The following is a 22531-nucleotide window of genomic DNA, read 5'->3' as shown; positions in this document are numbered from 1 at the left end:
TCGGAGGCGCATGGCGGACGTCCGGGCCGTTGCCGGTCGACAGCAGGTCGGCAATGCCCGCCCGGATCGCCTCAGGCGAGCTGCGGAAAAACGGAAATGGCCGTGAAGAGCAGGACGACCGCGCCCAGGAGCAGCGAGATCTTGAACCAGGTGGTCTTCATCGCCACTCGCTGTTCGAGGTGGTGAAGCCGGTGTTCGGCGGCGACGATGTCCTGGGGCGGAGGAGCGAAGTCGACGGCGACCTGTTGGCCCTGATAGGGGATCGGCGGTGGGATGTACCGCTGGGGGTAGATGCTCGCGCCGATTCCGGCGAGCGCGAAGAAGGCCAGGACTACGGCGAAGTAGACGGCTCCTCGAAAGACGTTGGTCGCCGCGGTCGTCTCGAGGTTGGCCGTCACGAGCAGGTGGAGGACGAGCAGGATCATTATTCCGAGCAGTGAGGCGGTGATATCGGTGCGGAAACCCTGCGATTCGAGCTCTGTTATGCGATCGTTCAGAAGCCGACGGCTGGTATCCGGGTCCGGCGGGTGAGAGACGGGATCGGTGGTGCGGTCGGTCATGCTGCCTCCGGTGCGGGGAGGGAAGATCGGTGGTCTTGTCCTCAGCATAGTGCGCTGATGCCTCTTCACCCGCTCGGGGTTGGGCAGGGGCCTTGAACGGGCCGGGAAAGGTTTGAAGTCGGAGGAGGGATTGGGTAGACTCCTCCTTGTTCATACAGGTGTTCGAAAAAAGGAGAGTGGATGCCGACCTGGAGCGACGGCGTGTTCGACGGCGATGGCGCCTCGGACGTCTTGGGTACTCTGCGAGGCGAAGAGGCCGAGCAGATCGAGGTCGCCATGGAGGAGGCCTTCGAGTACGTCCTCGAAGAGGAGCGCATCGCCGTGTACGAAGTCCAGGAGGCCCTCGCACTGGCGACGGTGCTGGCGGCGAAAGTCGACCCGGACGGTGCCGACCGCAGGGCGCGGCGGGAGGCCGACTACCTCGACGTCATGCCCACGCGCGACATCCGGCTCCTCGCCGCCCAGGCTGTACGGCGGATCCTGGTGCCCAAGGGGAACGACTGGTACGAGTACTGGGGAGAACAGACTCCCCTCGACGCGATCCGGCTCCTGGCCGTCCGGCTCGATCCTGGCGAAAACGCCTGAGGACGCCAGAATCAACCGGACCGCCGAGGGCCGTCTGGAATCTTCGTGCCGGCTGGGCCGCTGGGCCGCCCAGCCGCCTATGCCGGGTGTACCTTCTGAATCCCCTGAACCGTCTGACGTCCTCCTCTCGGACCGACTGACCGCCGGAACCATCAGCCCGGTCAGCTGCCTGAGCCGCTGGCCACCCTAACTGCCAAAGCCGTCCTCACCGCCTGAACGGCATGGAACGCCGAGAGTGCCGGGAACGCCGAGCAAATCGGGCCGCGTGTCAACCGGAGGGATCCAACCGTCCGACGAGACGCACGATTCCCGGCGTGTACCGGGATCCGAACCGCGCGAGCTTGCCGTCGAATGTCACAGGCACGACTGCCCGGTTGCGAAGCGCGGACCGGATGATCGCCCCGGCGATCTTCTCCGGGCCGTAACCCTTGATCGCGAACAGCCGCGACGTGTGCTGCCGCTTCTCCTCTTGGCTCGACCCTTCGCCGGAGAACGTCGCGGCGTGGGAGATGTTGGTGGCCACGAACCCCGGGCAGATGGCGGTGACCCCCACCTTCGAGGACGCCAACTCCACCCGCAGGCATTCCGACGCCATGAGCGCGGCGGACTTGCTCGTCGAGTAGGCGGACAGGATGCGCACCGGCGAATAGGCCGCGGCGGAGGCGACATTGACGATGTGCCCGCTGCCCCGCTCCGCCATGGCCGAGCCGAAGGCCCTGGAACCGTGGACGATCCCCCAGAAGTTCACGTCCATCACCTGGTGCCAGCGTTCCAGCGGAGTGTCGAAGAATCCCCCGGCGTGTGCGACGCCCGCGTTGTTGACGACCAGGTCCGGTACTCCGTGCAGGTCCATGACCGCGTCGGCGAGGGCAGTCGTCGCTTCCGGGTCGGTCACGTCGACGGGGTAGGCCCACGCGTCTCCGCCGTGGTGGCGGAGCATCCGGACGGTGTGCTCGGCGTCGGCGACGTTGATGTCGGCGGCGATGACGCGAGCGCCTTCGCGGGCCATGGCGAGCGCCGTGGCCTGTCCGATACCCGATCCGGCCCCGGTGATGAAGGCCAGCTTGCGGTCCAGACGCGGCCTTCTTCGCAGCGGTTGGATGACCGCCGGCGCGGAAGGCGTCTCGTCGGCCTCGAGCGAACCGACGAACTCCCGCACGTGCTCGGCGAGTTCGCCGGCATGAGTGTGAGGCGCCCAGTGCGGGGCCTTCAGCGTCGTCCTCCACAGCAACGGCGTCCACGGTTCGGCAGCCTGCGCCAATTGCGGCCGGACGAACTTGTCGTCGGTCGGTACGATCTGGTGCACGGGCACGGCCGTGAACCGCGACCTCGGCCGGGCGAACCGCGGGATCATATTGGCGCGGTAGAGTTTCAGCCCGGTCATCGCGTCGGCGGTCAGCGTCTCCGAAGGCACCTGGCCGATGATCGCGCTCAGTCTCGGCGCCATGAGTCGCCACGACAGTTTCGCGACTACGGGCGTGTGGAAGTAGCCGATGTACCAGGAGTGCAGGGCCTGTCCGATCGCGTCGGAGAGGTTCCTGGGCGATGGGCGGAATGCCGTGTGCCGCATCCATTTCCCAGTGTGGTCGAGGCTGGGGCCGGAGGTGGTGGTGAAGGAGGCGATGCGCCGGTCCGCCCCGACGTCGGTGACGGCCTCCCACGCCTGAATCGACCCCCAGTCGTGGCCGACGACGTGCACCGGCTTGTCGGGCGAGACGGTGGCCGCCACTTGGTGCAGGTCGGAGGCGAGGCGGTCGAGTCGGTAGTCCCGCAACCGCTGCGGATGCTGCGAGTGCCCTGCTCCGCGAACGTCGTAGCGTACGACGCGGAAGTCGCCGGCCAGTTCCTTGACCAGGCCGTCCCACACCGTGTGGTTGTCGGGGTAGCCGTGGACCAGGACGATGACGGGAGCGTCGGCGGGGCCGTCCTCGTAGACGGCTATCTTGACCGCGTCCGGAGTGGCTATGTACCGGCTCGGTTCGGCGAGCGGTGTTCTGGCGGAAGTCATGCGGTGGTCTCCTCGGCCCTTTCTGCGGTCTCTACAGTCTCGGCGCTCGCGGTCCCTGTCGCCTTCGCGTTCGCGTTCGGGTTCGCGCCCTGGTTCTTGCCCTCGTTCTGCTTCTTGCCCGTGCTCTTGCCCTGCTTTGTGTTCTTGTCCTTGTCTTGGCCGCGGTCCTTCGCCGGCTTTCGGGACTTCCAACGGGCGACGTGCGGCAGGTCGTCGTCGAGCCAGTACGCGCCGTCGGGGGTGACGACGAGCAGCTCCTCGAACTTGAGTCCCACGTCGCCGCGTCCCAGGTGCGGCTCGACGGCCCACAGCCCCGGAGTCGGCGCGTGACGCGAGGCCCGCCCGTCGGCCCACAGGGGCGAACGTCCCTTGATGCGGTCGGCGATGAACTCCCGCCCCAAGGTCTGCAGCGTCCGCACCCCGAACCCGAACATGGTCAACCGGCCGGGGCCGATGCCCTTCAGCCGCGTCACGCGGTGTCCGATGACCCGACCGGGGTAGACCTTGTGGCGGTTGTCGTTGCCCTGCGACTCGATGAGGTCGTCGATGTCCCGGTACACCTCGTCTAGGGTGAGCCCCCGGTCGACCAGTTCGCGGACGCGTTCTCGGCAGACGCTCAGGTCGGCGTCGAGGCCGTTCCAGACTTCGCTGGAGCCGAACACGCCGCCGTAGCCTATGTCGGCCGTGTAACCGTCGATGATCGGCGCGCAGTCCACCACGAACGGCATGTCCACCCCCAGGCGCTTCCCGGTGGGGAAGAACTGCGTCGGGACGCGGAAGCGGCGGAACGCCGACCGGTGCCCGAACCAGGCGAAGGGGATGTGGAAGAAGTCCTGCACACCGGCGCGGACCAGTTCGCGGCGCAGTTTGGCCGCCGCCTGCTTCTCGGTGACGCCCACGTCGAGCCAGTCGGCCGTCGTCTTCGCGCACCAGTAGGCGATCTGCTGGACCTCCCGGAAGCGGTCCAGGTCCCGGTCGGTGTAGTCGAACTCGTCGGCGCCCGAAGGGGCCCGGTTCGCCGTGGTGCCGCTCATGCCCTACCGCCCTTCGGTTCGACGACCAGCCTCCCCGAGGCTCTCGACACGCAGACGAGCATGTCGCCGTCGTCCTTCTCCGCGTCGGTCAACCGCCCGTCGCGGTGGTCCGCTTCCCCTGCCAGCACGCGTACCTTGCACGTGCCGCAGAAGCCCTGCCGGCACGAGTAGGGCGTGTGCGGGTCGTGGTCGGTCAGCACGTCGAGCGCGGTCCGGTCGGCAGGGACCGGCAGGACCGGACCGTCGCGGCCCACCTGGACCTCGAACGGCCTTCCGTCGGTGATCGGCGGCGGGCTGAACCTCTCGGTGTGGATACGCCGCGCCGGGCAGTCGTCGAAGGCCCTGTAGGCGGCGTCGAGCATCGGCGGCGGTCCGCACAGGTAGACCGCTCCGCCCTCCGGCGCGGTATGCAACAGGGCGGACACGTCGGGGCGCCCGTCCTCGTCGTCGGTGCGCACGCGGACCTTCTCTGTGCCGTACTTCGCCGTGAGCTCCTCGACGAACGGCAGGCTCGCCCGCGTCCGTCCGGTGTAGACCAGCCTCCAGTCCGCTCCGATGCGCTCGCATTGGCGCGCCATCGGCAGGATGGGAGTGATCCCGATGCTGCCGGCGACGAACAGGACCGGCACGTCGGGGACGAGCGGGAAGGCATTGTGCGGCAAGGACACTGATAGCTCGGTGCCGGGGCGCGTCCGGTGGACCTCCCCGGATCCGCCGGTCTCGCTGATGAGCCTGACGGCGATCCGCGCGTAGTAGCGGTCGTCGGGGTCGCCGTTGAGGGAGTACTGCCTCCGCAGTCCGGAGGGGAGGGTGACGTCGAGGTGTGAACCGGGCGTCCAGGCCGGGAACGGGTATCCTCCCGGGCGGGCCAGGCGCAGGCTCACCACGCCCTCGGCCTCGCGGCGGACCTCCTCGACAGTGACGGTGAACCGGTTGTCCCTCGGCTCGGGAGGCCCGAACGGGCGCGAGAACCGTGCGGTCGCCTTGTAGACGCCGTGGTAGAGGGCGTCCATGAACCGGAAGACGCGGTCGGTGCGTCCCCGGCCGTACAGGTCGTCGGGCGGTTCGGTCTCGACCGGCGTCGGCTCCCAGATCCTCGCCTTCGGCTTGCGGGTTTTCTCATTCCGGGCTCCGGGCAGTGATGTGCCGGGCTTTGGTGTGCGAGGCATTGGGGTACCGGGTTTACGGTCCTTCGTTCCGAGGGCCGCGCCGTTCGCGGTCTCTTTCACCGCATCATTCGCGGTGTCGTTCACAATCTCGTTCACGCTGCCTCCTAGTGGGCGCCGCGCGCGGCGGGGGAGGTGGCGAGGTAGGCGACGGCCTGGGCGGTGTTGAAGTCCTGCAGGGGATGGTAGGAGGGCCTGATGTAGCGCGCGTAGGAGCGCAGCATGGTCCAGATGCGCGGCAGCAGTTCCCGGTGGCTGTCGGAGACGTAGCGGCGCAGGCGCGCGCGGCGGTCGTCGCGCGTGACCGGGTCGGCCTCCAGAAAGAAGCGGACGCCTCTCCACCACAGGATGATGAGCGTCGAGATCGACATGAGCGCCGACTTGACCCGCAGCGGGTAGCCTCCGGCGAGGTGCTGGGCGAGATCGAAGGCCACGGCCCGGTGCTCCACCTCCTCGGCGCCGTGCCAGCGCAGGAGGTCCAGCATGGTCGGGTCGGCGCCGGCCTTCTCCAACGCCACCGCGTCCAGTGCCCACTGGCCGAGGAACGCGGTGAAGTGCTCGATGGCCGAGACGAGGGCGACCCGTTCCTGCAGGTAGCGCATCTGCCTGGGGCCGTCGAGCTCGGGGCGGTCGCCGAGCATCTTGTGGAAGAGCCACCGCATCTGCCGCTGGTAGGGCTCGCAGTCGATGCCCTGCTCGCCCAGGTGGTCGAGGACGTGGGAGTGCGCCTCCGCGTGGAGGGCCTCCTGGCCGATGAAGCCGAGGACGGCCTCGCGCAGGGCCTCGTCGCGAATGTGGGGGAGGGCCTCCTCGAAGACGCGGATGAACCAAGTCTCCCCTTCGGGTAGAAGGAGGTGGAGGACGTTGATGGTGTGGCTGGCGAAGGCCTCCCCGGGGATCCAGTGCAGGGGCACCGAGGACCAGTCGAAATGGACGTTGCGGGGGTGGAGGGCCACTTCGGGAGGGACGGCGGCGGTGGCGGGGCGGTCTTGCTGCTGGATCGGCGTCATGGCGACTCCTAGAACTTACCCTGTCGTAATGTTACGTGTCGGTAAGTATTACATGCAGATATTGATGAATGCAAGACTAAAGACGGCCCGGGGCGAACCCCGGGCCGTCTCGGACAACAGAAAACGAAGTGACCGGTGGTCAATGGCGAGTCAGCGGGTCCGGCCCTCCTTGGGAAGGGCCGGGACCGACCCTAGATCTCCACCCAGAGGGCGCCGGCGTTCGGCGGCTCCCAGCCGGGCAGCGAGGTGTGCGCGATGCGGCAGCGGTACTCCGAGCCGCCGTAGGTGACGGTGTCGCCCACGGAGTAAGGCGTGTACGGCTCCCACGTTCCGCCCGGCTCCCCGCCGCCGTCCCCGACGGTGAGGGTGAGGGTCGCCGTCGCCGTGGTCGAACCCGTACCGGTGACGGTGATCGAGTGGGTCCCCTCGCCGACCGAGGAGGCCACGTCGACGCTGACCTTGGTCGAGCCGTCGCTGGTGATCCTCTCCGACTCGAAGGAGACGCTCACGCCGGTGGGCGCTCCGGTGGCCGAGAGGGTCAGGTCCTGCGCGGAGCCGGAGATCGTCTCGGCGTCCAGGGTCACCGACTCGCTGGAACCGGGGTCGATGGCGACCGAGGACGGGTCGAGCGAGAGCGTGAAGCCCTCTTCGGTGCCGCCGGAGGTCGTCAGCGTGGCGCCGGCGGAGCTGAGGGCCTCGGTGACGGTGGAGAACCAGATCGGTCCGGGCCCGGGGCAGCCGGTCTGGCCGCCCGAGGTCTGGCCCTGGGCGCTGGTTCCGGAGATGAAGGCGCCGCCGGAGTCGCCCGGCTCGGCGCAGGCGGAGCTGCGGGTGAGCCCGGAGACGGTGCCCTGCGGGTAGTTGACCGACTCGTTCTTGCCGTCGATCGTGCCGCACTGGAACTGGGTGGTCGAGCCCGAGCGGCAGACGTCGGCGCCCAGCGGGGCCTCGTTGCCGTCGGTCACCTGGCGGTCGCCCTGCCCCCAGCCGTAGACGACCGGGGCGGCCTCCCAGCCGGATCCGGCCTCGACCCAGGCGACGTCGCGCCCGGGGAAGGTGGAGTCGCGGAAGGCGCCGCCCGAGCCGGTGCCCCCGGTGATGGGCGTGCCGACCGAGCCGCAGTGCCCGGCGGTGGTGAAGCCGTCGCCGTGGGTCGGGTGGGTGGAGGAGAAGCCGACCGAGCATCGGGACCCGGAGATCAGGTAGGCCTCTCCGCCTCGGATGTCCTGCAGCGGTTCGAGGTCCAGCTGTCGGACGTCCACGGTGACCGCCTCGGCGGGCACGCCGGCGCGGTCGATGAGGTCCTGTGCGGCCTCCTCGGTCGAGGCGGTCACGGAGACCTCGTTGTCGACGGCGTCGACCATCCAGCTGTGGACGTCGTCGGAGACCTCTACGGCGGCGGCCGCGTCGAGGTCGGACTTCCAGGTGTCGAGGGTGGCGAGCGAGTGGTCGACGACGACGGCCTCGGCTCCGGCGCCCTCGATGGCGTCGGCCTCGGCGGCGTCGGTCGTGGCGATCATGACCGTGGTTGCGGAATCGTCGAGCCACGTCCCCGCGTAGCTGTCTCCGAGCTCGGCGGGCAGGGTCCTTTCGAGGTACGAGCCCACATCGGCGGTGGCGAGCCGGTCGAGCACGGTGGACCGGTCGGTGTCGAGGTGCTCGGCGAGCGCCTCGACCATGGCGGGGTCGGCGTTGGCCGACAGGTCGTCGCGGGCACTGTCGAAGGTGATGGCTTCCTGGGCGGAGGCGGATTCGCCCGCGGCCAGGGCCGAGACGCCGGAGGCGGTGACGACTCCGGCGGAGAGTACAGCGAGCGTTGTTCGCAATCGCATGGTTCTTCCTTCCTTCTGCGGCTGGTCCGCCGCATTGTCACCCGTCAATTTAATGGAAGGAATCCTATTTATCAATATATCGAATCCCAGTGTCTGGGACCGCGATCGCCGCGATCGGTCAAACCCTATGCCTGACAAGGCCTTATCGGATAAATGACAATTTCGCGTTCTGCCCTGGCCGTGCCGGGCCTAAGTGGGGCATGGTGTATAGAAGCACTCACGGATTGTAGTGAAAGGAAGGGATCATGCTCGACGCGACAACCGGCGGTCGCCGACGGTCCCCGAGGGCGGCGCCCTCCCGCCGACATACCGCAGCCCCTCCCGGGCCGTTCCCTCTCCCCAGCAGCGAACGCATTGCGGCCCAAGGGATGACCAGGGTCGCGCACTCGGCGGCAGGGCAACGGCGACAAAGCCGTACCTACATGCGATAGTTAAGGTCCCCGAGAGTTACGTGTCCTGCAAGGTTTGGTGATGCCGTGGTGGAGTCGTGGCGCCTGTCCTGGCGAGAAACACCGGTGGGACGACTGGCGAAGAACCACATCCCCCCGCTCGTGGTGGGGGTGGTCTGGGCCGCGGTCTTCTTCTCCGTCTCCTACACCGGACGGCACATGCCCGAAGGCGGGGTGCACCGCAACACGCCCCTCGTCCTGGCCGGACTCGGCGCCGCCGGAGCGGGAGTCCTCGCCTGGCGCTTCGCCGCCCGCGCCCCCAAGGAGAAACGCGCCACCTACTACTGGATCGCCGGCACCGTCCACCTCATAGCGCTCACCTTCGCACTGACCACCCTCGTCCCCACCGAATGGTCCTACCGCGTCGGGGCCTTCGGCATCACCCTCTCGGCGGCGGCCTTCGCCCTGGCGCTCATGCGCCTCCCCGACGACTCCTGGGACCTCGCCGCGCACGTCCGGCGAGGCCTGGACGGCCTCTTCATCGGCGCCTCGGTCGTCCTCCTCGTCTGGCTCGTCTTCGGCCGCGACTTCTACTACTCCAACGCCGGCGACCTGACCCCCACCCCGATCGAGCTCTTCCCCCCGCTGATAGCCGAGACCCTCCTGTTCGGCATAGGCATCGGCACCACCCTGCGCCTCCGGCGCTGGCGGAAACTCCACGCCTGGACCATGGCCGCCGTCATGGCCGTCCAGGTCTGCGCCGTCGGAGTCCTCACCACCTGGCAGCTCCACCGCGCCACCAGCTTCTCCATATGGTGGTCGGTCGCCTTCGCCGGGTTCCTGGGCGCCCTGCTCCTCGTCACCGCCGCCGCCCGCGGCGCCCGCCCGGCCCGGGACGAGGAGGGCAAACCCGTGTGGCACTACGGCGTCTACGGCTTCGCCGCCGGAGCCGACGTCCTCGTGCTCCTCGTCCACACCCTCTCCGGCGGCGTCAACGACCTCCCCGTCATCGCGCTCGCCTGCGCCTGCGCCGTCGGCCTGGGCGCACGCCTCCTGCTCACCTACCTCGACGTCAAACGACTCGTCGCCGAGGCCGAATCGCGTGAGGAGCACCTCGCGGCGATCGTCGACGCGTCCTCCGACGCGGTCGTCATCATCGACGAGGACTTCGCCGTCCTGTGGGTCAGCGAGAGCTCGGCATGGACGCCCGACGTCTCCGCCGGCGGCTCGCTCTTCTCCGCGATCAGCTTCTCCGACAGGTCCTTCACCCAGCAGCGGCTGCGCGAGTTCCTCGCCGAGACCAAGCCCGGCGCCCGCTGCTCCTTCTCCTTCCGCCTGGAGGACAGGGAGGGGCGCATGAGGCGCGTCGAGGTCACCGTCACCGACCGGCGCCGGCAGCGCAGCCTCTCGGGCATCGTGCTGCGCCTGGTCGACGTCGCCGAACGCCACCAACTGGAGATGGAACTGGCCCGCCTGGCCTACTCCGACCCGCTGACCGGACTGGCCAACAGGCGGGCCCTGCTCTCCCGCCTCGAGGAGGTCGCCTTCTCCTCCGGCGAGGAGGTCACGCTAATGCTGCTCGACCTCGACGGGTTCAAGAACGTCAACGACACCCGCGGGCACGACAAGGGCGACGAGATCCTCGTCGAGGTCTCCCAGCGCATCGCCGACTGCCTGCGCCCCACCGACGTCGCCGCGCGCCTCGGCGGCGACGAGTTCGCCGTCATGCTCCGCGCCACCTGGGCAGAGAGCCGCGACCTGGCCGAACTCCTCGTCGAACACCTCGGCGAGCCCTACGACCTGGGCGACAGCCAGGTCGAGTTCGTCACCGCCTCAGTGGGACTCGCCCCAGTCGACGAGTCCGTCGCCAACCCCCAGACCCTCCTGCGCAACGCCGACCTGGCACTCCGGGCCGCCAAGCAGTCGGGGAAGAACCGCTGCGCGACCTACGACGCCAGTTTCGACGAGCGCGTCCAGCGGCACAACGACATCATGAAGAAACTGCGCGGCGCCATCCACCGCGGCGAGCTCGACGTCGTCTACCAGCCGATCTTCTCCCGCACCGAGGACGGCGACCTGAACGTCGAAGGCGCCGAGGCCCTCGTCCGCTGGAGACACCCGGAACTCGGGTCGGTCAGCCCCGCCGAGTTCATCCCCGCGGCCTCCGAGGCCGGGCTCACCCACGACCTGGCCGTCTGGATGGTCGGACGCGTCGCCCGCCAACTCTCCCAATGGCGGGAACTCGCCCCCGCCCTGTGGATCAGCGTCAACGTCTCGGTCAAGGAACTGCACACCTACCGCTTCGCCCAAGCGGTCTCCGAACTCCTCATCGAGCACGGCATCCGCCCCAACCGGCTCGTCATCGAGGTGACCGAGCACGACTTCTCCACCCAGGTGGCCACCCTCATCGCCCAGCTGAGCGCCCTCCGCGGCACCGGCGTGTCCATCGCCCTCGACGACTTCGGCGCCGGCTACAGCTCCCTCAACCAGCTCGACCGCCTCCCCATCGACATCGTCAAGATCGACCGCGACCTCGTCGCCAAGGACGACGGCGGACTCGGCGACCTCGCCCCCGTCATCATCGACCTCGGCGACCGCCTCGGCCTGACCGTCATCGCCGAGGGCGTCGAGACCTCCCGGCAGCTGGAGCTCATCACCGCCCGCCACTCCCCGCTGCTCCAGGGCTACCTCCTGGCCAAGCCCATGGGCGCCTCCGAGTTCGAGGCCGGCCTGCCCGGCAAGGACGCGCAGAGGGCGACTGAGAGGTCCGCGCCGAGGGCCGCCGCCGAGATCGAGGCCGGCGAGGCCGCCGGCACCCGCGTCTGAGACACGCCGAATTCCACATCCCGAGAAAAGTTGACTGCAGGACGGGAATCGTGCATTCTTATAGGCATGCCGAAAGGGAACTGCATCGAGATTACCGCCGCGACGCGGCGGCTCCTTGTAGTACTTATTTAGCGCACCGCCGGATACCCTGGCGGTGCGCTCGCCCCGTGCGTCTCAGCACGCGGGCGATTTTTTCTGCCCTCGGCAGCATCGCCAGGCGCCTCCGGACCGAGAAAGACAGGCTCCCGGTTCCCACCCAGCGGGACGACAAACCGGCGAACTCGACCTGAACGGATGGATCAATGAGTACCGAAGCGAAGGGCACCCGCCCCAAGGCGGCCAAACCGGCGCCCCCGCCGCGGCCGCGCGAACAGGCCGACGTCGCACTGAGCGGCGCCGAACTCCTCGTCAAGACCCTGGAAAAGCTCGATGTAGAAGCCGTCTTCGGCATTCCCGGCGGCGCCATCCTCCCCACCTACGACCCGCTTCTGGACTCCTCCGCCGTCCGCCACGTGCTCGTCCGCCACGAACAGGGCGCCGGGCACGCCGCCACCGGCTACGCCGCCGCCACCGGCAAGGTCGGCGTCTGCATGGCCACCAGCGGACCCGGCGCGACCAACCTGGTCACGCCCCTGGCCGACGCGCACATGGACTCCATCCCCATCGTCGCCATCACCGGACAGGTCGCCCGTTCCTCCATCGGGACGGACGCCTTCCAAGAGGCCGACATACACGGCATCACCATGCCGATCACCAAACACTCCTACCTCGTCGAGAACACCGAGGACATCCCGCGGATCCTCGCCGAGGCCTTCCACATCGCCTCCACCGGCCGCCCCGGCCCCGTCCTGGTCGACATCCCCAAGGACGTCCAGGCCGGCAAGGCCGCCTTCTCCTGGCCGCCCACGATGCACCTGCCCGGATACCGACCGGTCATCCAACCGCACTCCAAGCAGATCCGCGAAGCGGCCTCGCTCCTGGCCCAGGCCAAGCGCCCCGTGCTCTACGCCGGCGGCGGGATCATCAAGTCCGGAGCCCACCAAGAGCTGCGGACCCTGGCCGACCAGTCCGGCGTGCCCGTCTGCACCACCCTGATGGCCCTGGGGGCCTTCCCCGACGACCACCCGCAGCACGTCGGCATGCCCGGCATGCACGGATCCGTCCCGGCCGTCTACACGCTGCAGAACTCCGACCTCATCGTCGCCCTCGGCGCCCGCTTCGACGACCGCGTGACCGGCAAGCTCGACACCTTCGCGCCCGACGCCAATATCGTCCACGTCGACATCGACCCCGCCGAGATCGGCAAGAACCGCACCGCCGACGTCCCCATCGTCGGCGACTGCAAGGCCGCCGTCACCGCCATCATCGAGGCCTACGGGGCCCTGACCCCTGACGCCTCCCGGCTGGTGCCCTGGTGGGACTCGATCCAGGACCTCAAGAAGCGCTACCCGCTGGGGTATGAGAAGAACGAGGGCCCCGAAATGGCCCCGCAGTACGTGATCGAGCGGCTCAACGCGCTCGCCCCCGAGGACACGGTGTGGGCGGCCGGCGTCGGCCAGCACCAGATGTGGGCCAGCCAGTTCGTCACGTACACGAAGCCCCGCACCTTCCTCAACTCCGGCGGCCTGGGCACCATGGGATACGCCGTGCCCGCCGCCATGGGCGCCCAGATGGGCCACCCCGGCCGCACCGTCTGGGCCATCGACGGCGACGGCTGCTTCCAGATGACCAACCAAGAGCTGGCCACCTGCGCCATCGAGGGGCTGCCCATCAAGGTCGCCGTCATCAACAACGGCAACCTCGGCATGGTGCGGCAGTGGCAGACGCTGTTCTACGACAGCCGCTACTCCAACACCGACCTCAGCACGCACCGGCCCTCCGGCGACTCCGAGGCGGGGGCGCCCACGAGGCGCGGCATCCCCGACTTCGTGGCGCTGGCCGAGGCGCTCGGGTGTGTCGGGCTGCGCGCCGAGACGCCCGAAGAGGTCGACCGGGTCATCGAACAGGCCCAGGCGATCAACGACCGACCGGTCGTGGTGGACTTCATCGTCGGCAAGGACGCCATGGTGTGGCCCATGGTCCCCTCCGGGCTGTCCAACGACGAGATCCTCTACGCCCGCGACCTCCGTCCGCAATTCGAAGAAGGGGAGGAGCTGTGATGTCCAAGCACACGCTCTCCGTCCTGGTGGAGAACAAACCCGGCGTCCTGGCCCGCATGGCGGGGCTCTTCTCGCGGCGCGGGTTCAACATCGACTCCCTCGCCGTCGGCGAGACCGAACACCCCGGCATCAGCCGGGTCACCATCGTCGTCGACGTCGAGCACCAGTCCCTGGAACAGGTGACCAAGCAGCTCAACAAGCTCGTCCACGTGCTCAAGATCGTCGAACTCGAAACACACGCTTCCGTGCAGCGGCAACTGCTGCTCGTGAAAGTCCGCGCCGACGCCGCCACCCGCGGCCAGGTGCTGGACGCGGCCGGCCTGTTCAAGGCCCGCTCCATCGATGTCACACCCGACACCATCACCTTCGAGCTCACCGGGAACCGCGACAAAATCATCTCGTTCTACGAAGTCATGGAGCCTTTCGGAATTCGCGAACTGGTCCAGTCCGGTACCGTTGCCCTCGGCCGCGGACCCAAGGCGATGACCAGCTTGACCCGCTACCTACCACCGCAGACTACAAAGTAAGGAACGATTTCCCATGGCAGCAGAAGTTTTCTACGACAAGGACGCCGACCTGAGCCTGATCCAGGGCAAGAAGGTGGCCGTCCTCGGCTACGGCTCCCAAGGGCACGCCCACGCCCTGTCGCTGCGCGACTCTGGGACCGAGGTGGTCATCGGCCTGCAGGAGGGATCGAAGTCCCGCGTCAAGGCCGAAGAGGCCGGCCTCGAGGTGAAGACCCCCGCCGAGGCCGCCCAGTGGGCCGACGTCATCATGATCCTGGTTCCCGACACCGTGCAGGCCGACCTCTACGCCAAGGAGATCGCCCCCAACCTGCGCGCCGGCCAGACCCTGATGTTCGGCCACGGGTTCAACATCCGCTACGACCTGATCCAGGCGCCCGCCGACGTGAACGTGGCCATGGTCGCCCCCAAGGGGCCCGGGCACCTCGTCCGCCGCCAGTTCGTCGACGGCAAGGGCGTTCCGGCGCTCGTGGCCGTGGAGCAGGACCCGTCGGGCGACACCCAGGCCGTGGCGCTCTCCTACGCCAAGGGCATCGGAGGGACCCGCGCCGGCGTCCTGAAGACCACCTTCAAGGAGGAGACCGAGACCGACCTGTTCGGCGAGCAGGCCGTGCTCTGCGGCGGCGTGGCCGAGCTGATCCGCGCCGGCTTCGAGACCCTCGTCGAGGCGGGCTACGAGCCCGAGGCCGCCTACTTCGAGTGCCTGCACGAGATGAAGCTGATCGTCGACCTGGTCTACGAGGGCGGCCTCTCCAACATGTGGTACTCCGTCTCCGACACCGCCGAGTACGGCGGCGTCACCCGCGGGCCGCGCGTCATCAACGCCGACACCAAGGCCGAGATGAAGCGCATCCTCACCGAGATCCAGGACGGCACCTTCGCCAAGGAGTGGGTCCAGGAGTCCAAGGAGCGCAAGAAGTTCGCCAAGCTCCAGGAGGACCAGACCAAGCACCAGATCGAAGAGGTCGGCGCCGAGATCCGCGACCTCATGCCGTGGGTGAAGAACAAGATCACCGAGACCGCTTAAACCCTTAGCCGCAGCAAGGCCCCGCCGGAATCTCCGACGGGGCCTTGCCCATTGCCCATGAAGTCCTTGAACACAGCGGCGGCCATTGCCGTGCTGAAACGAGGTGTGAGGAAGACGGACATCGGTACGGGTGCCCGCCTCACAATTGTTATCGGCGGGACTTCTTCGACTTGGACCTCAGGTCGCTCAGCGACTCGCCAGTGTCCTTGACATGCCACTTGTCCCAACCGTTGTTGGATCCTCCCAGACATGCGTTGGCGGCTCCGGTCGGGCTGGAGAAAACCTCTCCGGACTGGATCTCGATCTTCCCCGCTGACGTCACTTTGGCACGGTGTCGGAGACCCTTGCGAGGTTGGTCGACGACCAGATCCTGGTCTGCGGACAGGTATCCTTTCTGGACGAGTTCGAAGAGGTAGCCTCGTTCTTCATCGTGGTCGGCCTCCGGTTCGTCGGCTTCGTTCTTCATGAGCCTTTTGATGACGTCGCCCGGGCTCTCGCCGAACCGAGCCAGCGTCTCGAGCTCGTGGTAGATCTGGGCAGGTATGGTGATTTGCCTGGTGTTAGGCGGCATGGCCCCTCCTCGAAGAGTCTCGAAAAATTGTGTACTCCGAAATCTTGATTATAGGGAGTTTTCGAGATAGATCGCGGATGTCAGAGGGCGTGTCGCAGATTCGCCCGTTGGCGGAGGATGCGATCTCACCGGAGGTCACTCAATGGATGAAGGATCCTCGGGAGTCGGTCGGCGATGTGCAACTTCCAACAGTTCCTCGGTGCGCATCAGATGCTGGTGTTGGAGTCGCTTCAGCGGGGGCTGGCCCGTGGCCGACTGGACACGATAGTAGAAGAACCTGAGGGTCCTGAGGCTCTCAGGCGCTTTCCGTGAAATCGTCACGCTCTGAGTGAAGAACAAGATCACCGAGACCGCGTAACACAGCAGGTCAGCGGTATTGCTGGGCCCTGCCGGACGTCCATCCGGCAGGGCGTTTCGGCGTCCGAACTGAATCAAGTGATGTGATATCACTCCGAAGTAAGTGATATAATTTTGGAATGAGACAACTGCTGCTTCGAGTGGACGACGAACTCCACGCTCGTCTAGCCGCGAGGGCGCGAGAAGAAGGCCGTTCGATCAACGCCATCGCCAATGAGGTGCTCGCCCTGATCGGCAACGACCACCGGACGTCGCGCCGCGAACGCGTCCGAGCCAGGGCGCTGAGCCTGGGAATCCTGGCGAACCGGCATGCCCTGCCCGATCCTCAGGCGGACCCTGACGACTTGAGGGAGAAGGCCATCCGGTCCATGCGGGGAGCCGGAGAGATCGCCGACTCGCTGATCGAAGAGGACAGGGGACGCCTGTGATCGTCTATGCGGACTCCTCCGTCCTAGTGCGGGCGTATCTTCCGGACGAGAAGGGCCATGAGGGTGCGCTCGACTTGTTGAACGATCCCGACCTCGTCGTGGTCACCGGAACCTGGACACTGATCGAAGTTGCCGGTGCGCTGGTCCGTGCGGCCAAGTGCTTTCGGGGCGACCAAGGAGTCCTCCTGGCCGCGTGGGAGGCCGACACCAGCGACGAGGGGCCGATCACCGTCATCGGTGCCCCGCAGAACGAGGTAGAGCGGGCGGCTTACGGCATCGTCGTCGAACACGGCATCAGGGCCATGGACGCTTGGCATGTCGCCTCTGCCGTACTGATGGTTCCCCAGCTCGCCGTCGGAGAGGAGTACGGATTCGTTTCCAGGGACAAAGACCAGGCGGCCGTGGCCGAGTCCAAAGGCTTCCGGATTCTCTGAGTGAGAACGACCTGTGCAGACTGGATTGATCGGTAATTGACGAGTTGGTGCGGAGCGTGTCCCGGCGGAGTCCTATGACTGTGTACGCGGAAGCGCCGCACGGACTGCCACCGCGCGGCGCTTCCTCTTCGGGTGTTCAGGAGATGAGCTCTGGGAGGGGTTCTTCCTTCTTCAGCACGGCCTGTCCTCGCGCGACGGCGATCAGCGACCCCAGCACCGCCACGGCGCCCGATACCGTGAGGGCGGCGATCGTCCCGGCGCTAGGATCGACGAACGCCTCGCCTTCCATCGCCTGCCACACCAGGGTCGCGAAGACACCGAGATACCCCAGGGCCAATGAGTGAACGATGCCGTTGCGGACGCTCTCCACACGGAACAGCCGCGTCTTCCTGGAGAGGTAGGCGATCGCCACGGCCGCGAGGATCATGACCTGGATGCCGTGCAGACCAACGAAATGGGCCACGCGCATGTCGCCTCCGGTGGTGCTCCAACCGGTCAGGAACATGCCGCCGCCGTCGGGGTCGCCGACGCCGTGGGAGCCCGACAGGGGCACCTCGTTCCCGCCGGCGTCGAGCACGGTGCGCTCGTCGAACTCGGCGGACACCGAGACGATCAGGTAGGCCGAGGCCATTCCCAGCACGGACAGCCCCAGGCCCCAGCGAAGGGCGTTCGTCTGCGCCTTGTCGCCCATGCGCTGCGTCAGCACGAGGATCGCCAGCAGCATGCCGGTCATGAAGATCCCGGGGACGCCGTACTGGAAGGTCTCCTGCACGAACCGGTTGGCGGGATCGTCGGACTGGTTGAAGTGGCTGTAGGTCCCCAGCGCGGCGGCGAAGGCGATGACGCCGACCTCGACGACGCCGACGACGGCGAAGACCGACCCGGTCCACCAGGCGGTGCGGCGCCACTTCGTCAACCGTCCGTAGAGCCAAGCGAGGGTGGCGGCGTAGGCGGCGAACGCAACGCCGAACTTCAGGGGCTTGACCCACACGGACTCTCCCAGGAGCGTGCGGTCGTCGATGAAGACGGCCACGGCGGAGAAGACCGCCAGGCCAGTCATGAGGCAGGCGTTCACCAGCAGGGGAAGGTGCCAGGACCGGATGGACCGGGCCCGCGCCTCCGGGGGCGGGTTCAGGGTGTCGTTCATGTCGCGTCCTTCGTAGGGTGGTGCTCTGAAGACAACGCTAGTTTTGTTCCCCTTGCGGCACAGTCACGTACGCTGGCGAATCCGGGGTAAGGAAAACCCCACCCTCCCCGCGATACGATGGGGGGTCATGATCTTTCACATCACGTCCCCCGAGATCTGGTCCCGCGCCCGGGAAGAGGGCGAGTACCGCCAGTCGACCAAGAACGCCACCCTGGACGCCGTAGGTTTCATCCACTGCAGTTCGGCTCACCAGATCGACGCGGTCGCGAACTGCGTCCACGCCGACGACGACGGCCTCATGGTCCTCGGCATCGACGAGGCGCGGGTGAAGGCGGAGGTCGTCTTCGAAGTGCCGGACGACGAAGACGAGACCGAGGCCTACCCGCACGTCTACGGTCCACTCAATGTGGACGCCGTGGTGAGCCTGCATCCACTGGAGAGGGACGAGAGCGGGCGGTTCCGATTCGACCCCGACCGGACGCTCTGAGTCCGTTGGAGTCCTTCCCCGGTGTTCGGCCCAGGTCGGCCGCTCACGCCCTCCCGAGGCTCCGCCGCTTCCCGAACCGCATGAGGGCGATTCCGTAGCAGACCAGCCAGACGACCCACAGCAGCCAGCCGGCCAGGCCGATGTATCCGAGCGCGCCGCCGTGCTCCAGCACGAGCGGGGCCAGCACGGCGGAGGCGAACTGAAGGACCGCCGCGCAGAAGCCCACGGAGGCCTGCCACCGGCGGACGACTCCCGAACGCAGCCCCGCGATGGACAGGCCGGTGAGGGCCAGGGCGAGGAAAGTCCCGTTGAGGAGGAGCAGGGCGTCGTGGAACACGGCCAGGGCCTCGGGCGCGACGGAACCGCCGGTCTCGGCCAGGGTGATGCGGACGGCGCTGAGGACGGCGAAGGTCCCGTTCTGCAGGAGTATCCCGGCCAGCCCCGCCAGGGACCACGCCTCGGACCGTTCACGTTCGGCCCCGCGCGCGGCGGACACGGCGCCGACGCCGAAGAGCGTCGCCGCGAACCAGGAGACCGGGAGGAACATCGAAGCGAGGGTCACGGCGCCGTCCTCGGCGCCGTAGAAGTCGACGATGGCGCCGACGTCGCTGCCGGGCGCCGGCTCCCCGGCGGGGACTAGGATGATCATGTTGACGAGGAAGATGACGGCGGCGAAGCCGATCCCGGACAGGCCGGTGACCAGGTGGAACGCCGCAGAATATTTCATTTTACTAGGCATATATTTAATGTACACGGTAGAAAGTCAATAGGGAACATGGCCGAACCGAAACAGCGGCGCGCGTACGATTCGCTGCGGCGCACCGCGAAAGCACAGGAGACGCGCGCGGACATCGCCTCCGCGGCGCGCCGCCTGTTCGTCGAGAAGGGCTGGGCGGCCACGACGGTGCGAGACGTCGCACGAGAGGCGGGGGTGTCGGCCCCGACCGTCTACGCCGCCTATCGCAACAAGTCCGGGTTGGCGTCGGCTCTCATCGAGGCCGCCGTGATGGCCGGCGACCTCCGCCAGGAATTCGCCGAGCTGACGGCCGCGCAAGGCGATCCGGAGGGGCAGCTCGCCGCCATGGCCGCCTTCGACCGGCGGCTGTTCGAGCGGGAAGGCGACCTGATCGCGATGGTGCGCGAGGCCGGCCGCACCGAGCCGGACCTCGCCGACCTCTACGAACAGGGGCGTCGACGGGCCGACGAGCTGCGCGCGGAGGTGTTCGCGGACTGGCCCGCCGACAGGAGACGGACCGACATCCACATGGCGTTGGACGTGTACGCGGCGCTGTGCAACATAGACGTGTTCAACACCCTGACCGGCGAGCGCGGCTGGACCGCTGAGCGCGTGGAGCAGTGGTGGAGCGAGGCGCTGGTCCGCGAACTCCTGCTCTGATCGCCGACGGGCGGCGGTCAGGGCCCCATTCGGGAGCCTCTCGAACGGGAGACCGAAGGACGTTCCGGGCGTTTCGCGACGGACGTCGCGAACGATGCGATATATCGACGTTCCTTGTGAGAAAAGGCGCACCGCCCGCTGATGCCCTGCGAGGTCCCGGACATCCCGCTAGCGTGGTCAGGGCAGCGGCGCGCCGCTGCGGAACCGCACCCGAACCAAGGCAGGGAGACATTGGATTCCGCGTCCCTAAGAACCGGTCGGATAAGGCGAACCGCCGCAATGAGCGCGGCGATGGCGGTCACCGGACTCTCGGCGATGGTGTTCGCCTTCTACGACGAGCCGGATTCGTGGAACGCCGAACAGGGCCGCGAACAGGATTCCGACGCCGTCTACGAAGGGGCCACGACTGCCAGCTGGTTCCACGACGAGCAGACGGCGACCGGCGAGCCCATGCGGGCCGGACTGTTCGCCAGCCCGTCCTGGCCGTTGGGCACCGAGGTCCGCGTCTGCAACGACGACGGCGAGTGCGTCGACGGCTTCATCGGCGACCGGGGCCCCGGCGTCCCCTCGTCCGAGGGCGTCATGCTGGACCTGGACCCCGAGACGATGGAGACCCTCGAAGGAGTCGAGGCCGGTCGCATTCCGGTGACCTACGAAGTGCTGGAATGGGGTTCGGGACCGGGCGAACCGGGAGAGCCGCGACCCTACGAGGTATGAGCCGCGGCCGTTCCGTTCGCGTACCCGGCCGGGGCGGAACCCGGCCCGTTCTCAATCGTTCTTGATCATGACCGCGCACGACACCGTGGCGGCCGCCGAGCTCGCCCCCGGGTCCCATTCCAGGACCGAGGCGGCCGTGTCGGCGAACTTGATCGCGTGTTCCTCGCCGGTGGTCGTGGCCTCGGCTATCGCCTCGTCCATGCCCGAGGCGACCGAAGCGAACTCCCTCTGCCGCTCCTCCGGCACGGGCTCGTCCGGCTGGTAGATCGCCGCGAGCGCCGCCGAGGCCGTCCAGGCCGCCTCCGCACTGGGCCTCCACAGCTCGCGCGGCAGGGAGGGCAGGGAGCGCAGCACGGCGTTCGGCGCGGTGGCGGCGTGCACGAGCATGACGGGGTTGCCGTTCCCCCGCGTGCGGTAGTACTCGACGGCCGCGGAGACGAGCCGCCGCAGGAACTCCTCCGGATCGGCGGCCGGAGCCGCGGCCTCCTGGTCCGTCCGCCAGGTAGGCGTCTCCTCCAGCTGTTCGAGCCGGGTCAGGATGCCGTGTTCGCGGTGCTTGATCGGGCCCACGGCCTTCAGCGCGTCGAGCAGCTCCGCCTCCCCTCGGGGAGTGCGCGGGTCGACTACGGGCTGCCACCGGGCGGCCCAGTACGCCAGAGCCTGGGCCAGTTCTTCCAGCGTGACCTCGTTGGCGCCGGCCTCGCGGGCGATGCGGACGGCGTGGCCGACGCGGATGACGCCGTGGGTCGCTCCGGCCGCGATCCCGGGGAGGAGTCGGGGCCACCAGGCGGCCAGGACGTCCTCCCAGGGTGCTTCGGCCAGTTCGCGGCGGAAGAAGTCCGGCCAGTCGCCCAGCCTCCGGGGGTCGCCGAGCGCCTCCTGCCAGTTGTCGGCGGTGACGGGGTGGATCCCGCGCGGGCTCTCCTCCAGCCGTTGCGAATAGGAGTCGAGCCAGGCGGGGATCCTGTCGGCGTATCCGTGGCGGACGAGCGCCTCGGCGGCCATGGGGCCGTGGTTGCTGAGCCAGTCGTTGAACTCCGGTCCGGTGGAGTGCAGCCTCGTCCAGGCTTCGTAGAGTGCGTCGAGTCGTCCGGATTCCATGGTGCTTTCCTTCACTGAGGGGGTCGTCGTCCGTTCATAACGTTCAACTTCATTGGACCGGACCGGATTCCGCTTTTCAAGGGTTGGGAACAACCGACCGTTTCCTGGGATCGCGGTGTCCCATATGGCGGATGGACGGCGCCTTTTAGACTGGTCGGGATAGGAGGCGAACGTGCACTGGGTGATCTTGTTGGAAGAGCTGGGCGGCAGCGGGCACCAGATGGTCCCGTGGCCGACGGTCCTCGAGCCGGCCTTCGCCGCCGAGGCCGAGGCGCGCCAGGCGGCCCGCCGTTTCGCCTACGAGTACCGGCCCAACCACCCGGCCATGGAGCGGGGGCGGCGGATCCTGGTGGACGGGAGGGGCGACTACACCGTCGTCGTCTACGGGGCGACCCGGGACGCGTCGTTCAGCCTGAGGGTGCTGCAGGAGGAGGCGCGGAGCTTATGGAGCAGTGGTCGGTCATCGTCAACGAGCTGCAGAACGTCAACACCCCCTATGTGGCCCGGGTCCTGGAGGGCCCCTACGCCACTCGGGACGAGGCGCTCTCCAGGGCCAGGAGCCTGGCCTTCGAGTACAAGCCCAAGCACCCGACCTTCGACAAGGGCCGCCGCGTCTTCGAGGCCCCGGACGGAGGGATAACGGTGTTCATGCGCGGAGCCGTGTCGGAGCACAGCTTCTCCCTGAGCGTCGCACGGGAACTGGAGCCGCCGCGCCGGGCCGCACCGAGGCCGCCGCGGGGCCGCGACTACTGAGGCGGAAGAAGGGGCGGACA

The 22531-nt window shown here is 68.0% G+C and carries 21 protein-coding genes; 11 read left to right on the top strand and 10 right to left on the bottom strand.

Features of this window, described 5'->3' with window-relative positions:
- Positions 1–71 precede the first annotated feature (71 nt).
- Positions 72–560, bottom strand: coding sequence for a hypothetical protein (locus ACFTE1_RS13625; protein ID WP_380622374.1), 489 nt, complete (start codon positions 558–560; stop codon positions 72–74).
- Between the two features lie 180 nt (positions 561–740).
- Between ACFTE1_RS13625 and ACFTE1_RS13620 the strand changes: the two genes are divergently transcribed.
- The gene (locus ACFTE1_RS13620) at positions 741–1145 is read left to right on the top strand and encodes a DUF4259 domain-containing protein (protein ID WP_380622376.1); all 405 of its coding nucleotides are present in this window, start codon (positions 741–743) and stop codon (positions 1143–1145) included.
- 268 nt (positions 1146–1413) lie between these two features.
- On the opposite strand, the gene ACFTE1_RS13615 is transcribed toward ACFTE1_RS13620, so the two are convergent.
- The 5 genes from ACFTE1_RS13615 to ACFTE1_RS13595 all read right to left on the bottom strand — a co-directional run bounded on the left by ACFTE1_RS13615 (position 1414) and on the right by ACFTE1_RS13595 (position 8195).
- Positions 1414–3153 (bottom strand): SDR family oxidoreductase, encoded by a 1740-nt coding sequence (locus ACFTE1_RS13615; RefSeq protein ID WP_380622378.1) that lies wholly within the window; start codon positions 3151–3153, stop codon positions 1414–1416.
- Positions 3150–4187, bottom strand: a complete 1038-nt coding sequence (locus tag ACFTE1_RS13610) for a M24 family metallopeptidase (protein WP_380622380.1) — start codon at positions 4185–4187, stop codon at positions 3150–3152. Before ACFTE1_RS13610 ends, ACFTE1_RS13615 begins: the two co-directional genes overlap by 4 nt.
- Positions 4184–5356 (bottom strand): PDR/VanB family oxidoreductase, encoded by a 1173-nt coding sequence (locus ACFTE1_RS13605; RefSeq protein ID WP_380622382.1) that lies wholly within the window; start codon positions 5354–5356, stop codon positions 4184–4186. Before ACFTE1_RS13605 ends, ACFTE1_RS13610 begins: the two co-directional genes overlap by 4 nt.
- Positions 5357–5460: 104 nt before the next feature.
- Positions 5461–6363, bottom strand: a complete 903-nt coding sequence (locus ACFTE1_RS13600) for a metal-dependent hydrolase (RefSeq protein WP_380622384.1) — start codon at positions 6361–6363, stop codon at positions 5461–5463.
- Positions 6364–6554: 191 nt separating this feature from the next.
- Complete coding sequence (locus ACFTE1_RS13595) at positions 6555–8195, bottom strand: carbohydrate-binding protein (RefSeq protein WP_380622387.1); 1641 nt, start codon at positions 8193–8195, stop codon at positions 6555–6557.
- A 515-nt stretch (positions 8196–8710) separates the two neighbouring features.
- Between ACFTE1_RS13595 and ACFTE1_RS13590 the strand changes: the two genes are divergently transcribed.
- From ACFTE1_RS13590 to ilvC, 4 genes are all read left to right on the top strand, one after another.
- Positions 8711–11410, top strand: a complete 2700-nt coding sequence (locus ACFTE1_RS13590; protein WP_380622389.1) for a putative bifunctional diguanylate cyclase/phosphodiesterase — start codon at positions 8711–8713, stop codon at positions 11408–11410.
- A 302-nt stretch (positions 11411–11712) separates the two neighbouring features.
- The gene (locus ACFTE1_RS13585) at positions 11713–13569 is read left to right on the top strand and encodes an acetolactate synthase large subunit (protein WP_380622392.1); all 1857 of its coding nucleotides are present in this window, start codon (positions 11713–11715) and stop codon (positions 13567–13569) included.
- Positions 13569–14096 carry an acetolactate synthase small subunit gene (gene ilvN, locus ACFTE1_RS13580; protein WP_380622395.1) on the top strand — a complete coding sequence of 176 codons (528 nt, stop codon included), beginning with the start codon at positions 13569–13571 and terminating at the stop codon, positions 14094–14096. Before ACFTE1_RS13585 ends, ilvN begins: the two co-directional genes overlap by 1 nt.
- A gap of 13 nt (positions 14097–14109) precedes the next feature.
- Entirely contained in the window at positions 14110–15120 is a 1011-nt protein-coding gene (gene ilvC / locus ACFTE1_RS13575; RefSeq protein ID WP_380622398.1) for a ketol-acid reductoisomerase, read from the top strand.
- A gap of 148 nt (positions 15121–15268) precedes the next feature.
- On the opposite strand, the gene ACFTE1_RS13570 is transcribed toward ilvC, so the two are convergent.
- Positions 15269–15691 (bottom strand): restriction system modified-DNA reader domain-containing protein, encoded by a 423-nt coding sequence (locus ACFTE1_RS13570; RefSeq protein WP_380622400.1) that lies wholly within the window; start codon positions 15689–15691, stop codon positions 15269–15271.
- Positions 15692–16167: 476 nt separating this feature from the next.
- On the opposite strand from ACFTE1_RS13570, the gene ACFTE1_RS13565 reads away from it, so the two are divergent.
- On the top strand, positions 16168–16476 hold the full coding sequence (locus tag ACFTE1_RS13565; protein ID WP_380622402.1) for a toxin-antitoxin system HicB family antitoxin: 309 nt from the start codon (positions 16168–16170) through the stop codon (positions 16474–16476).
- Positions 16473–16910, top strand: a complete 438-nt coding sequence (locus tag ACFTE1_RS13560) for a type II toxin-antitoxin system VapC family toxin (protein ID WP_380622404.1) — start codon at positions 16473–16475, stop codon at positions 16908–16910. Before ACFTE1_RS13565 ends, ACFTE1_RS13560 begins: the two co-directional genes overlap by 4 nt.
- 136 nt (positions 16911–17046) lie before the next feature.
- Here ACFTE1_RS13560 and ACFTE1_RS13555 read toward each other — a convergent pair whose 3' ends face one another.
- Positions 17047–18057: a hypothetical protein gene (locus tag ACFTE1_RS13555; protein ID WP_380622406.1), complete on the bottom strand. Its 1011-nt coding sequence runs from the start codon at positions 18055–18057 to the stop codon at positions 17047–17049.
- Positions 18058–18184: 127 nt separating this feature from the next.
- Here ACFTE1_RS13555 and ACFTE1_RS13550 point away from each other — a divergent pair, with 127 nt between their 5' ends.
- Entirely contained in the window at positions 18185–18544 is a 360-nt protein-coding gene (locus tag ACFTE1_RS13550; protein ID WP_380622408.1) for a DUF952 domain-containing protein, read from the top strand.
- Positions 18545–18587: 43 nt separating this feature from the next.
- Here the strand turns inward: ACFTE1_RS13550 and ACFTE1_RS13545 are convergent, their stop codons facing one another.
- Positions 18588–19283, bottom strand: coding sequence for a hypothetical protein (locus ACFTE1_RS13545; RefSeq protein WP_380622410.1), 696 nt, complete (start codon positions 19281–19283; stop codon positions 18588–18590).
- A 36-nt stretch (positions 19284–19319) separates the two neighbouring features.
- On the opposite strand from ACFTE1_RS13545, the gene ACFTE1_RS13540 reads away from it, so the two are divergent.
- Both ACFTE1_RS13540 and ACFTE1_RS13535 read left to right on the top strand, forming a co-directional pair.
- Entirely contained in the window at positions 19320–19940 is a 621-nt protein-coding gene (locus ACFTE1_RS13540) for a TetR/AcrR family transcriptional regulator (protein ID WP_380622412.1), read from the top strand.
- A gap of 279 nt (positions 19941–20219) precedes the next feature.
- Positions 20220–20657, top strand: coding sequence for an RlpA-like double-psi beta-barrel domain-containing protein (locus tag ACFTE1_RS13535; protein WP_380622414.1), 438 nt, complete (start codon positions 20220–20222; stop codon positions 20655–20657).
- 51 nt (positions 20658–20708) lie between these two features.
- Here the strand turns inward: ACFTE1_RS13535 and ACFTE1_RS13530 are convergent, their stop codons facing one another.
- Positions 20709–21758 (bottom strand): questin oxidase family protein, encoded by a 1050-nt coding sequence (locus ACFTE1_RS13530; protein WP_380622416.1) that lies wholly within the window; start codon positions 21756–21758, stop codon positions 20709–20711.
- A gap of 444 nt (positions 21759–22202) precedes the next feature.
- Here ACFTE1_RS13530 and ACFTE1_RS13525 point away from each other — a divergent pair, with 444 nt between their 5' ends.
- Positions 22203–22511, top strand: a complete 309-nt coding sequence (locus ACFTE1_RS13525) for a hypothetical protein (protein ID WP_380622418.1) — start codon at positions 22203–22205, stop codon at positions 22509–22511.
- Positions 22512–22531 lie beyond the last annotated feature (20 nt).

The organism is Salininema proteolyticum (assembly GCF_042685645.1).
In the GTDB taxonomy this organism is placed as follows: Bacteria; Actinomycetota; Actinomycetes; order Mycobacteriales; family Micromonosporaceae; genus Salininema; species Salininema proteolyticum.
Note: the sequence above shows the minus strand (reverse complement) of the source record. Positions and strands in the feature narration are given on the sequence as shown.